Origin of the sequence: Porphyrobacter sp. CACIAM 03H1 (assembly GCF_002215495.1) — a bacterium.
Taxonomy (GTDB): domain Bacteria; phylum Pseudomonadota; class Alphaproteobacteria; order Sphingomonadales; family Sphingomonadaceae; genus Erythrobacter.
Map to the genome: position 1 here is coordinate 2,415,088 of NZ_CP021378.1, position 12,768 is coordinate 2,427,855.

Annotated in this window: 11 protein-coding genes; 3 read left to right on the forward strand and 8 right to left on the reverse strand. The window is 65.9% G+C overall.

Annotated features, from left to right (window positions below):
• The first annotated feature begins 180 nt into the window (after positions 1-180).
• On the forward strand, positions 181-1,254 hold the full coding sequence (locus tag CBR61_RS11540) for a phosphoribosyltransferase (RefSeq protein ID WP_157696571.1): 1,074 nt from the start codon (positions 181-183) through the stop codon (positions 1,252-1,254).
• A 22-nt stretch (positions 1,255-1,276) separates the two neighbouring features.
• On the opposite strand, the gene CBR61_RS11545 is transcribed toward CBR61_RS11540, so the two are convergent.
• From CBR61_RS11545 to CBR61_RS11575, 7 genes are all read right to left on the reverse strand, one after another.
• Positions 1,277-1,771 (reverse strand): CinA family protein, encoded by a 495-nt coding sequence (locus CBR61_RS11545; protein WP_088914497.1) that lies wholly within the window; start codon positions 1,769-1,771, stop codon positions 1,277-1,279.
• Positions 1,771-3,933, reverse strand: coding sequence for an NAD-dependent DNA ligase LigA (ligA, locus tag CBR61_RS11550; protein ID WP_088914498.1), 2,163 nt, complete (start codon positions 3,931-3,933; stop codon positions 1,771-1,773). Before ligA ends, CBR61_RS11545 begins: the two co-directional genes overlap by 1 nt.
• A gap of 8 nt (positions 3,934-3,941) precedes the next feature.
• On the reverse strand, positions 3,942-4,841 hold the full coding sequence (locus CBR61_RS11555) for an alpha/beta hydrolase family protein (RefSeq protein ID WP_172835957.1): 900 nt from the start codon (positions 4,839-4,841) through the stop codon (positions 3,942-3,944).
• The gene (recN, locus tag CBR61_RS11560; RefSeq protein ID WP_088914500.1) at positions 4,838-6,505 is read right to left on the reverse strand and encodes a DNA repair protein RecN; all 1,668 of its coding nucleotides are present in this window, start codon (positions 6,503-6,505) and stop codon (positions 4,838-4,840) included. Before recN ends, CBR61_RS11555 begins: the two co-directional genes overlap by 4 nt.
• A gap of 68 nt (positions 6,506-6,573) precedes the next feature.
• Positions 6,574-7,644, reverse strand: coding sequence for a hypothetical protein (locus tag CBR61_RS11565; RefSeq protein ID WP_088914501.1), 1,071 nt, complete (start codon positions 7,642-7,644; stop codon positions 6,574-6,576).
• Positions 7,645-7,648: 4 nt separating this feature from the next.
• The gene (locus CBR61_RS11570) at positions 7,649-8,701 is read right to left on the reverse strand and encodes a phosphotransferase family protein (protein WP_233996718.1); all 1,053 of its coding nucleotides are present in this window, start codon (positions 8,699-8,701) and stop codon (positions 7,649-7,651) included.
• Positions 8,702-8,770: 69 nt separating this feature from the next.
• A complete protein-coding gene (locus CBR61_RS11575; RefSeq protein WP_088914502.1) occupies positions 8,771-9,565 on the reverse strand; it encodes an outer membrane protein assembly factor BamD in 795 nt (264 codons plus the stop codon).
• A 108-nt stretch (positions 9,566-9,673) separates the two neighbouring features.
• Between CBR61_RS11575 and CBR61_RS11580 the strand changes: the two genes are divergently transcribed.
• Both CBR61_RS11580 and CBR61_RS11585 read left to right on the forward strand, forming a co-directional pair.
• Positions 9,674-10,558 carry a hypothetical protein gene (locus tag CBR61_RS11580; protein WP_088914503.1) on the forward strand — a complete coding sequence of 295 codons (885 nt, stop codon included), beginning with the start codon at positions 9,674-9,676 and terminating at the stop codon, positions 10,556-10,558.
• Positions 10,559-10,729: 171 nt separating this feature from the next.
• The gene (locus CBR61_RS11585) at positions 10,730-11,494 is read left to right on the forward strand and encodes a DUF3800 domain-containing protein (RefSeq protein ID WP_157696572.1); all 765 of its coding nucleotides are present in this window, start codon (positions 10,730-10,732) and stop codon (positions 11,492-11,494) included.
• A gap of 252 nt (positions 11,495-11,746) precedes the next feature.
• On the opposite strand, the gene CBR61_RS11590 is transcribed toward CBR61_RS11585, so the two are convergent.
• Positions 11,747-12,751, reverse strand: coding sequence for an FRG domain-containing protein (locus CBR61_RS11590; protein ID WP_088914505.1), 1,005 nt, complete (start codon positions 12,749-12,751; stop codon positions 11,747-11,749).
• Between the last annotated feature and the right edge of the window lie 17 nt (positions 12,752-12,768).

A 12,768-nucleotide genomic window follows, 5' to 3' on the forward strand; every position in this document is an offset into this window, starting at 1 on the left:
AATGGCGAGGCTCCGACAGGAAGACGCGCTTGCCAAGCCGGATTCGACAGGCCCTCCGCGAAATTGCGCCGCGACCCGCGCCTAACTCACGTTAATGCGGGAACGCCGCAAGCCATCACTTCATCGCACGTCGAAACGACGGGGGGATGCGACAAGATGCGATACCGCAGCATAGCGGACATGACCGACCTGATCAGGCGCAGCCTGCATCTGGTCCCGAGCGATGTGGATCTGATCGTCGGCGTGCCGCGCAGCGGAATCCTGCCGGCGATCACCCTGGCGCTGCTGCTCAACCTGCGCTTCGCCGATTTCGACAGCCTGTGCGAAGGGCGCCTGCCGGGCGCGGGATCGACCAAGCCGGGCACGCGGCTGATCGCCAATCTTTCCGAGGCGCGCCACGTGCTGGTCGTCGACGACAGCCTCAACCGCGGCTACGCGATGCGCGAGGTGCGCGAGAAACTGGCGCGCGCCGGGGTCACCGCGAGGGTCTCGCTGGCCGCGATCTACGTGGTGCCCGACGGTGTCGAGGAGGTCGACATCGCCTTCGAGGTCCTGCCGCTGCCGCGCATTTTCGAGTGGAACTTCTTCCACCACACCTACCTCTCGCGCGCCTGCATCAGCGTCGAGGGGGTGCTCTGCCCCGCCCCGTCCGAGACCGAGCGGCAGAGCGCGACGGACTATGCCGCCTTTCTGGAAAACGCACCGGCGCTGTGCCGCCCGACCCAGACGGCCGCCTGCCTGCTCTCCACCCAGCCGGAATCGTGCCGCCCCGCGCTCGAGGCCTGGCTCGCCCGCCACGGCATCGGGTGCGAGCGGCTGGTGATGCTCGATTGCGCCGGCCAGCCGACCCCTGCCGAGATCAAGGGCCGCTTCTACCGCGAAGCGCGGGAGATGCTGCTGGTCGAGGAAGACCCCGCGCAAAGCGCCGCCATCGCGCAGATCGCGGGCAAGCCGGTGTTCTGCACGGACCTTCAGGAGATGGTGAGCCCCGGCGCCTGGACCGGCACCGCCGCGCTCCAGCGGCTGCGGGGGATGCGCCGTCACGCCGCGATGAGCGATTCGCCGCTGCTGAGCCGGCACGCCCTCAAGCGCAGGCTGCGCCGGCTGCTGCCGCAATGGGCCTATCGCGCGATGAACCGGATGGTCGCGCTGATAAAGGGCAGCGACGGCGCCGGGGCCGGGGAACGGCCAGCCGCGCCCGATCAGGTCGCGCCGCCGCAGAAGCAGGACGCCAGCCCCCATCCCGCCGAGTGATCGCGGCAAGGCCCGCCCGCACCTAGCCCGCCAGCACGTCCTCCAGCAGCGCGAGCGCGTTGCGGGTGAAGGCGGCCATGTTGGCGATCCGGTCGTCGGAGGCGGTCTCGAGCAGGCGGGTATGCTCCCCGCCCGGCCCTGCCAGCGCCGCGACACTGCGGCCCGCAGGCGCGCCGCTCGGATGGCTGGAGCCGCCGACGGAACCGCTCTCGGCCAGCCCCCAGTCGGCCCCGAAATTGTCGCGGATCGCGCGGGCCTGAAGCAGGGCGTAATCCTCGCTCGCCCCGCGCATCCCCTTGTAGGCCTCGCGCGGGAGGGCGAACAGGACGTCGCGGGCGCGGAAGGAATAAACCACGCCGCCGCCCACGAAGAAATCAAGCGCGCCGGGCACGGTCAGCAGGGTTGCGGCAATGAGGCCTCCGGTCGCCCCGTCTGCCACGACCACCTTCTCGCCCCGGTCGCGCAGCAGAGCGGCGATGCGCAAGGCCTGTGGGTGGAGTTCGTGCAGCAGGTCCATCAAACCGCGCCGCCGCCCAGCGCCTCTGCCACGATCGCCGCCCAGCCCGCCTCGTCGGTGGTCTCGATCCCGAGTTCGGCGGCCTTCTTGAGCTTCGATCCAGCCCCCGGCCCTGCGACCAGAAGGTCGGTCTTGGCGCTGACGCTGCCGGCCGCCTTCGCGCCGAGGCGTTCGGCCTGGGCCTTGGCCTCGTCGCGGCTCATGGTTTCGAGCTTGCCGGTGAAGACGACCGTCTTGCCTGCAACGCGGGATGCGACGGTCCGCACCTCGTAGCGCGGCGGGCTGACCTCGTTCAGCAGGTCCTCCCACACCGCAACATTGTGCGGTTCGTGGAAGAAGTCGCCGAGCGCCTCGACCACCGAGGGGCCGATGCCGTCGATGGCGGTGAGTTCGGCGCGGGCCTGCGCCGCGATGTCTCCGTTCCCGTCGAGCGCAGTCGAGACACTGTGCATCTGCCTCTCGACTTCGCTCGAGGCGAACGGGAGGCGATCCGCGTTGGCGAGCGTCGCCATCGCCCGCAGCGCCGGAAGCTCGTGGACATGCTTCATCAGGTCGCGCGCGGTCACCTCGCCGACATGGCGGATGCCGAGCGCGAAGAGCAGCCGCGCGGCATCGGGGGCGCGCTTGGCCTCGATCGCGGCGAGGAGGTTGTCGACCGACTTTTCCTGCCAGCCCTCCAGCGCAAGAATGTCGGCGCGGCGCCTTCTCAGGCGGTAGATGTCGGCGGGGCTTTCGAGCCAGCCGAGCGCGAAGAACTGGGCGATGGTCTTCTCGCCCAGACCCTCGATATCGAGCGCCTTGCGGCTGACAAAATGTTCGAGCCGCTGGGTGCGCTGCGCCGGGCAGATGAGGCCTGCGGTGCAGCGCACATCGACCTCGCCCTCCTCCGCCACCGCCTCGCTGCCGCAATCGGGGCAGTGGTCGGGGAAGGCGAAGGCGGGGCGATCTTCCTCGCGGGTGAGGTTCTCGACCACCTGCGGGATAACGTCGCCGGCGCGCTGGATCACCACGCGGTCGCCGACGCGAAGCCCGAGCCGCGCGATCTCGTCGCGGTTGTGGAGCGTGACGTTGGTTACGGTGACGCCGCCGACCAGCACCGGGGCGAGGCGACCCACAGGCGTCAGCTTGCCGGTGCGTCCGACCTGGATGTCGATGCCCTGCACGATGGTTTCGGCACGCTCCGCCGGGAACTTGTGCGCCAGCGCCCAGCGCGGGGCCTTGGCGACGAAGCCGAGGCGCTCCTGCCAGTCGAGCCGATCGAGCTTGTAGACCACCCCGTCGATGTCATAGGCGAGGCTCGGCCGCGCGGCGCCGATGGCATCGAAATGGGCGATCAGCGCGTCGGCATCGCCCTCGATGCGGGTGAACAGCGGCGAGACCGGGAAACCCCACTCCCGCAGCTTCGCCACAACCTCGCTCTGGGTCGCCCCCGGCACCTCGGAGGCCGCACCCCAGCCATGCGCCCAGAAGCGCAGGGGGCGCTTGGCGGTGACGCCGGCATCCTTCTGGCGGAGGCTTCCGGCGGCGGCATTGCGGGGGTTTGCGAAGATCTTCCCGCCCGCTTCATGCTGCGCAGCATTGAGTGCGGTAAAGGCCTGTTTTTCCATATAGACCTCTCCGCGCACCTCGAAGATGGCGGGGACGCCCGCGGGGAGCTGCTGCGGAATGTCGGGGATGTGCGCGACATTGGCCGTCACGTCCTCGCCCACCTGCCCGTCACCGCGCGTCGCGGCGCGCACCAGCCTGCCGTTCTCGTAGCGCAGCGAGCAGGACAGCCCGTCGATCTTGTCCTCGGCGGTACAGGCCAGCGGCGCGTCGTCCGGCAGGTTAAGGAACCGCCGCATCCGCGCCAGCCACTCGGCGACCTCCTCGGGGGAGAAGGCGTTGTCGAGGCTCATCATGCGAACCTCGTGCGTCACCTTGCCGAGCGGCGAGGCGCCGATGGCGTGGCCGACCTTCCGCGAGGGGCTGTCCTCGCGCACCAGATGCGGGAAGGCCGCCTCGATCTCCGCATTGCGTCGCACCAGCGCGTCGTATTCCGCGTCGGTGATCTCGGGCGAGTCCTCGGCGTGATAGAGCCGGTCATGCCGCGCAATGGCCCGCGCGAGGCGCATCAGCTCGTTGGCGGCTTCGGCTTCCGAGAGGGTCTGAACGTCGGTCATGGGGTGGGTTACCGGCCCTTCAGCACCGCCAGCATGGCAGGCTCGTTCGCGTCGTGGATGGGGTTGCCCGGCGTGATGATCGCGAAGTGGCTTTGCCCGATGTTCTCGCGGACGGTCACCTTCGCCCCGCCCGCACCGAGCGCCGAAAGCGTGGCGGCAGAGGGAGCGGGGAGCCTCGCCTGCACGAAGAGGATCTGCGCGAGCTGCGGTGCATGGGCGGCGGGAGATATCGCGCCGTATCGTGAAGGGTTCGCAGCCGGCGCCGCACCCATGAAGGGCTCCACGGCCGAGAACTGGCACAGCGCATCGAAGGCGGGCTGCTCGGCGCCGACATCGCCCGGCCCGTCGAGCACGATCGCCGCGCGCGCCTTGAGAGCCTCACGTTTGCCGGTCGGACCGGTTTCACCGCTCGCGCGCGCCAGCCACACGGCCGGCAATCCGCCCGCCGAATGGCCGACCAGCGTGACGCGGGCGCGGTCGATGGGGTGCTTCGCTGCCACCTCGTCGATCAGCCGCGTCGAAGCGGCCCAGTCGACGAAGGAGCCCGGCCACCCGCCCCCGTCCCCGACCTCGCGGTAATCGACATTGAGCGTCGCGATGCCCTCCTGCTGCCAGCGCGTGGCGAGCGGGGCCATGTAGGCCTGCGAGGCGATGCCGGTCTTCCAGCACCCGCCGTGATAGATCACCGCCAGCGGGAACGGACCCTCCCCTTGCGGCAGCCGCAGCTCGGCAAAGCCGCGCGGATGGTGGGCATAGCGCAGCACCGCATCCGGAGCGGAGGCGGCGAGGTTCGCATCGGTGCCGTAGGTCGAATGGTTGGGCTTCACGCTCGTCGATGCCTCCTCGGACGCGGAGATGGCAGGCGCGCAGGCAGCTGCCGTGAGCAGCAGGAGCAGGAGATGCCTCACACCCCCTCCAGCAGCCGGTCGGCCTGCGCGCGGGCCTCGGGGGTCACCTCGGCGCCGGAGAGCATCCGGGCGATCTCCTCCTGCCGCCCGGCATGGTCGAGCAGCACCACGCTGGTCCGCGTCACCGTGCCGCTCGAGGCCTTGGCGATGAAGTAGTGCCGCTGCCCCCGCGCCGCGACCTGGGGCGAGTGCGTCACCGCCAGCAATTGCCCCTCGTCCGCCGCCAGCCTTGCCAGCCGCTCGCCGATGGCCGAGGCGACCGCGCCGCCCACGCCGCGGTCGATCTCGTCGAAGATGATCGTCGCCGCCCCGCCCTTCTCCGCCAGCGCGACCTTGAGCGCGAGGATGAAGCGCGACAATTCCCCGCCGCTCGCGATCTTGGCGAGCGGGGCGAAATCCGCGCCCGGGTTGGTCGAGATCAGGAACTCCACCGCATCCATCCCCTGCGCGCCCCAGCGGTCCTCGGGCAGCGGGGTGACGGCGGTACGGAACTTCGCGGCATCGAGCTTGAGCGGCGCAAGCTCCGCCGCCACCGCCGCATCGAGCCGCCCGGCCCCGGCCAAGCGCGCCGCGCGCGCGGCCTCGGCGGCGGTGACATAGGCGGCGCGGGCTTCCCTGGCCGCCGCCTCGAGCGCATCGAGCTGCGCCTCCCCGCCCTCGATCGCATCGAGCCGGGCGCGCATGGTGCGCATCAGCTCGGGCAGGTCATCGACATCGCAGCGGTGTTTCCGCGCCGCGGCGCGCAGCTCGAACAGCCGGGTCTCGGCGCGCTCCAGCTCCATCGGGTCGTGCACCAGCGCCTCGGCGGCCTTGGCCAGCTTGTCCTCGGCCTCGCTCGCCTCGATCACCGCGCGGTCGAGCGCCGCCAGCGCCTCGGCCAGCAGGGGATGCTGCTCGGCGATCCGGTCCAGACGCCGCGCCGCGACGCGCAGGGCCGCAAGCGGCGAATCCGAACCCTCCCACAGGTGCCGCAGGTCCTCGAGGTCGCCCGAGAGCTTCTCGCCCTTCTGCATGTCCGCACGGGCCAGCGCGAGGCGTTCCTCCTCGCCCGCCACCGGCTCCAGCGCCGAAAGCTCGGCGAGATGGGCAATCAGCAGGTCCTGATCGGCCCTCGCCTGCTCCACCGCATCGCGCGCCTCGGACAGCTGCGCCTCGGCGCGCGCCCATTCGGCATAGGCGCGCTCGAGCCCCGCCACGTCGGTCCCGGCATAGCGGTCGAGCAGCATCCGGTGCCCGCGCGGGTTCACCAGCCCGCGATCGTCGTGCTGGCCGTGAAGCTCGACCAGTGCGGGCGCGAGTTCGCGCAGCAGGGCGACGCTCGCCGGCTGGTCGTTGATGAAGGCCTTGGAGCCGCCGTCGGCGCGCACCTGCCGACGGATCATCAGCGGCTCGCCCGGTTCGATGGCGATCTCCGCCTCGTCGAGCGCGGCGGCAATGGCGCGCGGCAGGCTCGCGAATTCGAAGCTGGCGGTGACGCTCGCCCGCTCCTCCCCGGCGCGCACCAGCGAAGTTTCCGCCCGGTCGCCCAGCACCAGCCCGAGCGCATCGAGCAGGATCGACTTGCCCGCCCCCGTCTCCCCCGTCAGCACGCCCAGCCCGCGCGCGAAATCGAGATCGAGCGCTTCGATGAGGACGATGTTGCGGATCGACAGGCGGGTCAGCATGGGCGGGGGAACAGATAGCGCACGGCCTTTCGCGCGTCACCTGCGGATGATCGGCCAATCCCCAAGGGTCAGCGCCCTGCAAGCCCCGTCAGGCCGAGCGGGGCGTAATCGCCAATCGCCAGCTGTTCGAACACCCCCATGCCATTTTCGCCCTCGGGCCCGGTGACGCGGCAAAGCATCTGGACGTGAAGGTTGTCCGGCCGTGCCGGGTCGATGTCGGCAAGAACGATGTCCTCGCGCTCCACCTCCAGCGTGCCGTGATCGAGCCCGTGGCCCCATCTGGGCGAGGTGTAGCCAAGGCCGCGCATCTGGAAGCGGGAAAGCGGCGCGATGCGGAAGGTTTCCGCACCGATCGCAAGCACGCTTGCCGCAGGCCAGCGGGTGCCTTCCTCCAGCGCACTCGCCATGTGCGGGGCGTGGTGTTCGGCGAGGCCCTGCGCGCCTGCGCCATCGGGGACGATCACCGCGCGAGTGTTCCATGGGGTGCCATCGGCATGGGCGTTGAGGTGAAAGAAGATGCTGCGCGCGCCCATGTTGATCGGGGTCCATTGCCAGAAGAACTGCGGCACGCTGCGCCCGGCAAATTGCGGGTCGGCCGCGCCAATCGGCCGCACACCCCAGCTGCGGTCGCGCGTGCCCATGCTGCCAGAGGGAAGCGCCTCGCGCGCGCCATCGACTTCGATCCAGCCGTCGTAATGGCCGTTCTGCGTAAGCCGGGTGTAATCCATCACCGTGCGCGGCCCCACGCGCCAGGTGAAGCGCGGCTCCTCGATCGGGAAGGCGCGGCCGGTGAAGGTGATGTCGGCGGCGATCCCCTCGCCATCGACGATCACGCGAAGCTGTTGGAGCGGCTGGATTATCTCGATCCTGATGGGGCCGCATTCCAGCGCCATGCGCTCCATGCCGAGGTGGCGGCTGGCGTGGAGACAGTGCTGCACGCCGTTCCTCACCACGCAGAAATGCGCATCCGCCACGTCGAGATGGGGATAGACCCCGAAGGCCGCGGCAAAGAACCCGCTGCCGTCGGGCGCGTAGCCGTTGAAGAAATAGCGATCGTAGAAATTGCGATCGGTGCCCGCATAGGCGACCGGATCAGGGGTCTGGTGGATCGGGTAATCATCGCCCCGGCTCAAAGCCATGGTGCTATCCTTTCTTCAGGAGATCGAGGCTGCCGTACTGATGCGCCAGTGCGCAGGCGCCGCGCGCCATCGACAGGAAGTTGGCATCGCCGCGCTCGGTGCGCACCACGAAGGCGCTGGAAAACACCGCGGTCGAGACCCCGTGGAGCGCGCCAAGCACGTAATCCTCCCAGATCGCCTCGCGCGTCAACGGCACGCCGCGCGCAGTCATGGCGGCGCAGTAGAGATCGAGCAACTCGCACTCGTGCTGGCGGCGCAGGGCATCGCCGATGCCGCAGCCGAGGAAATAGCCGATGTCGGTCAGGCCATTGCCGATGGTCAGCGTCTGCCAATCCAGCACCGCCACGGCTTCCGCGCCGGCCTTGATGTCGAACAGCACATTGTCGAGCCGGAAGTCGCCATGGACGAGGCTGATGCGCTCCTGCTTGCGGTCGGTGGCGGCGGTGATTTCGGCGAGTTCGTCGCACAGGGTCATGAATTCGGGTTCGAGGATGCCCTGGTAACGCTCCCGGAAGATCGCCTGCGCCTGGGGATAGAGCGCCTTGACCTTGGCAGCTGCGGCAGGATCGGGCTGGAGCCAGTCGAGGGCGAGGATCGACTCGTTGCGCCAGCTGGGCGCGTGGAGCGCAGCGGCCTGTGTCACCACGGCGCGGGCGTCCTCTACCGAGCACCCCGCGATCTGGTTGCCCCCGCGCGCCGGGCCGAGGTCTTCGAACAAAAGGCAGAAGCTGGCGCCGTCATCGGCGATCTCGGCGCACAAGGTGCGGGGTGTGCGGATCGGCAGCTGCGAGGCGAGGTCGCGGTAGAAGCGCACCTCCTTGACATAGAGTCCCAGCATCGCCGCCGTGCCGCGGCTGGTGGGATCGGCGGCGGCGAACTTGCCGGCCAGCGTGACCGGGGCCGTCTCGCCTGCGAATTGCAGGGTGAAGCGCACGCTATCGCCCACCTGCCCCGTGCCGATCGGCTCCCAGCGCCACTTTTCGGGCACACGGCCGAGCCGCTCTGCCCACCAGTCATCGGTTATATCATCCGGATGTGCCGGAAATGCCCTCATCATGCCCTCTCCCGTCACCGGGATAGGCAGCACCGCGCGGGCGGGCAACGGGTTTTCGGCGGCCCCTGACGCTCAGCTCGCGGTGACGCCCTCGGCGTGCTTGCCGACGAGCTTGTAGGCCCGCTCGTACCACTCGCTGCCCGGGTAGTTCGCGCCGAGCACCGCGGCATATTTCACCGCCTCCTGCGGCACGCCGAGGGCAAGGCTGCTCTCGGTCAGGCGGTAGAGCGCCTCGGGAGTGTGGCTGGTGGTGTCGAACTTCTCCACCACGTTCCTGAACCGCATGTCCGCCGCCAGCCACAGGCCCATGCGCTGGTAGTGGCGGCCGATCTCCATCTCCTTGCCCGCGAGGTGATCCGCCACCAGATCGAGCTTCAGCCGCGCGTCGGCGGCATATTCGCTCTGGGGGAAGCGCCGGTTGACCTCGCGCAGCGCGGTCTGCGCCTGCTCGGTGATCTTCTGGTCGCGGTTCACGTCGCTGATCTGCTCGTAATAGCTGAGCGCGATCAGGTAGTAGGCATAGGGCGCGTCCTTGTTCCCCGGATGGATCGACAGGAACCGCTGCGCATTCTGGATCGCCTTGTTGTAATCGCGCGCGATGTAATAGCTGAAGGCGCTCATCAGCTGCGCGCGGCGGGCCCAGGGCGAATAGGGGTGCTGGCGCTCCACCTCGTCGAACAGCGCCGCGGCCTGCAGCGTGTTCCCCCGGTCGAGCCGCCGCTGCGCCTCGGCATAGAGCGTTTCGACATCGCGCGCGACATAGGCGACGTCCTTGCCCTTGGAGCTGCCGGCACAGGCCGGGAGCGTGAGCAGCGTGGCGGCGGCGAGCGCGGCGCCGAGGGTCCGGGTGGTGAGCTTCTTCGACATGGGCCGGACCTATAACGGGGCCTCCGGTGAATGGGAAGTGAAGCCGCGCGCGCCCTCCCCCGCGTCTGCGCATTTTCCTACCCGGGAAAAATATGTTCCCTTCCGCCCATGACCAAGCCCAGCACCCCCGCCGCGCCCGCCCCCGACCCGGCCGATCCGCTCGCCTTCACCCCCGTCCCGCGCAAGCGCATGCGCCGCCGCGGGTGGAGCGCCGCCCGCCAGCGCGAATTCATCGAACACCTCGCCGAAACCGGCTCCGTGCGCGCCGCCTGCCGCCGCATGGGCGTGGGCGAGCACCAGGTCTATGTCCTGCGCAACCATCCCGAGGGAGCCTCCTTCCGCAAGGCCTGGGAGGCCGCGCTCGACATGGGCATCCAGCGGATCGAGGACGTGGCGATGGACCGCGCCCTCAACGGGGTCGACCAGCCCGTCTTCTATCACGGCGAGGCGGTCGGCGAGCGGAAGGTCTACAACGACCGGCTCCTGATGTTCCTGCTCAGCAACCGCGCCCCCGAACGCTTCGCCGCCGGTGGAGGCCCGCGCGGATTGAACGCGGTCGGCCAGATGGAGCTCGAGCGGCTCAGGAAACAGTGGCGCAAGGAATGGGAGGCCGAAATGGGCTTCGTCTCCGCCGCCGAGATCAAGGCGAGCATCGACCGCAAGATCGAGAACATCCGCCGCACGATGGAGCCGCGCCGCATCGCCCGCTGGGCCGCCATGTCCGAGGAAACCCGCGAGGCCTTCGCCCGCTTTATCGCGCTGCGCGACCGCGACCTCGCCGCGATGAAGGCCGACGAGGCCACCCGCGCGCTGATGGCGGTCGACTACGACACCCCCGCCACCTGCTTCGAGGCAACCGGCCCGATCTCCGAAACCCTGCTGCGCGCCGAGATGAACCGGGACGAGGCGCCCGCCGGGAGGGAGATCGTGGTTCCTTGTGGCAGAAGCCGGAGCCGGAACCGGAGCGGGAGGCGAAGACGGTGTGGACGTTGAAGGATGAGAGCTTTGATCCGTAGGGCGGTGAAGGTGTGGCAATCCTCCCCTGCAAGCGAAGGGGCCTACGTGGAAATCGAGAATTCGCTTGGCACATGCGACTTCATCATTGTCTTTGGCCTGCATTGTGATCATTAATTTAGCACCATCAATGCTTTAGGATGCGGAAATTTGAGGCTGATTTATCTTGACGAGGCTGGGATCTCCGCATCGGAGCCGGTAGCCGTTGTCGTTGGCATCATCATTGACCCGGACAAAGACTGGAGAAGTCTCGAAACCTATCTTCGAGGGGTTGCACATTCATATATGCCAGAAGATGAACGTGAGGGATTCGTTTTTCACGCGAAAGATATATCCGCAGGAAACAAAAATTTCAGTAATAACAAAAATTGGCCGAAAGAGCGCCGTCAAGATTTCATCAAAGAAATCTTGTATGCAAGAACTTTTCTCGGATTTTCATTATGTGTCGGATTGTGCAGAAAGCACGCCCATCACACTGGACATTCCGCCGCGTTAATCCGCCATTTAATGGCATACTCATTCTGCGTCATTGGTTGTGAATATTATATAAGAACGTACGGAGACATCAACGAACTTGGCATGGTAATAGCCGAAGATACTCCTACTGCACGCAAGAAAATAAAGGATATCCACACCGAATTAACTTCAAAAAAATCGACCTTTCCTGTTTACAGAGATTTTCTTCCCCTGCAGAGAATCATTGATACTGTTCATTTTGCCTCAAAGGCCGATTCACCCCTGCTTCAATTCGCAGATGCTTGTGCATTCGCATTTCGAAGGTATTTTGCAGGTTATAACGATGCAGAACCGTACGTTGATGCTTTATATGGGCCAGCTAGCTCCTCGATCAGAGTGCCGGTTGATCTAGGCGACGGCTACTTTACCTGCGCTTCCATAGAAGCAGTTGGTGTATAAAGCTTCGCAAACTCAGCTCCCTCCGGCCGCCGCGGTAGCACCTCCAATGGTTAAGAGCAGCTTCGTCACTTACGGCGCCAGAGGGCCATCAGTCCCGCGATCGTGTTCGACCGGCTGGCCGCATGAACCGAACCATTCGGAGGATAAGCTGGCGAAAAGCCACCTCGCGGTCGCGACGTCGCCATGGCTGGCTTCAATCCTTCAACGAACGAGATGGCGGGAACAGCAGGAGGAGAAGGTCGCCGCGCATCTTCAAATTTTGGTGAAAGCCTTGACAATCCAATCGTTACGCGCAGCCTCAGCTGCTGTGGCGAAAGTGGGCATCAACCTGACGTCACTAACGCCGTAAAGAGCAAGCAGCTCCTGTAAATCACGCGAATACTCGCGGCGTAGTACATACTTACGCAGTACGCGGTCGCCTGGCGAAATCGACTGAAGGCTCTCTAATGATGGATAAACTCCGACGTTTGCGAAGTATTCGCTCGACGCATCTTCACCTAAAACAGTAAAAACGCTCATTTGTGCACGAGCGTGCACGTTTATTTTTATACTTGGGTGGAACATTTGAACGGATAAGCGATATACCTTATCAAATTCATCAGTGAACTCTAATGTATTGCTCCGTGGACTCATCGCCCAAACCGCAATTTCACCTTCGGATTCGCCATTCCACCAGTCTCGCGATGCAAAATGCAACGCAAAGAGAGGATTCGTCGTCCAATCAAGCAAGTGAGTGGGCAAGCCGTAGTGTTGAGCCAATTCATATATAAACCTCAGCCTGAGATTCTGATGAACATCGCCGAACGAATTTGTAAAACAATGATGAACTCTTTGCGGACTGAAAAATCGTTCACCAGATTGAATTAATCCTTCATATACATCCAACATGTCAATCTCACCTATCTCGTGGCATTTTTTGCAGAACTCGCTGATTGACCACATCAATATGTGAGAATTTATAAAGTATTCGGCTTGCCCAGAATTCAAATTACTCCAATCGCGCGTTTCCAAAACCCGCTTCTCGTATCTAGAAACTGCATCTAGCAATCCAGCGTAACGCGAGGAAAGAGGCCGGAATGCTGAGGGAAGTAGCGGCCAACTCGCGTCTGAATGTCCCCGAAACAGCCAGGGACTATACCCCGGAGCGCGCGCGAAGCGTCGCTTACGCGGTTCGAACACGTCAAAAAACGTTGCTGCGGTGAATTGCCTGCCAAACGGGTCGCTATCGATTGTCTCGAAGTGTTTGCTCGAATCCATGCTTCAGACCTGCCATG

Excerpts from the sequence above, each read along its gene's own strand:
- ligA (WP_088914498.1), bottom strand. The coding sequence starts at position 3,933 with ATGACCGACGTTCAGACCCTCTCGGAAGCCGAAGCCGCCAACGAGCTG.
- CBR61_RS11570 (WP_233996718.1), bottom strand. The coding sequence starts at position 8,701 with ATGATGAGGGCATTTCCGGCACATCCGGATGATATAACCGATGACTGG.
- recN (WP_088914500.1), bottom strand. The coding sequence starts at position 6,505 with ATGCTGACCCGCCTGTCGATCCGCAACATCGTCCTCATCGAAGCGCTC.
- CBR61_RS11580 (WP_088914503.1), top strand. The coding sequence starts at position 9,674 with ATGACCAAGCCCAGCACCCCCGCCGCGCCCGCCCCCGACCCGGCCGAT.
- CBR61_RS11565 (WP_088914501.1), bottom strand. The coding sequence starts at position 7,644 with ATGGCTTTGAGCCGGGGCGATGATTACCCGATCCACCAGACCCCTGAT.
- CBR61_RS11545 (WP_088914497.1), bottom strand. The coding sequence starts at position 1,771 with ATGGACCTGCTGCACGAACTCCACCCACAGGCCTTGCGCATCGCCGCT.
- CBR61_RS11590 (WP_088914505.1), bottom strand. The coding sequence starts at position 12,751 with ATGGATTCGAGCAAACACTTCGAGACAATCGATAGCGACCCGTTTGGC.
- CBR61_RS11540 (WP_157696571.1), top strand. The coding sequence starts at position 181 with ATGACCGACCTGATCAGGCGCAGCCTGCATCTGGTCCCGAGCGATGTG.
- CBR61_RS11575 (WP_088914502.1), bottom strand. The coding sequence starts at position 9,565 with ATGTCGAAGAAGCTCACCACCCGGACCCTCGGCGCCGCGCTCGCCGCC.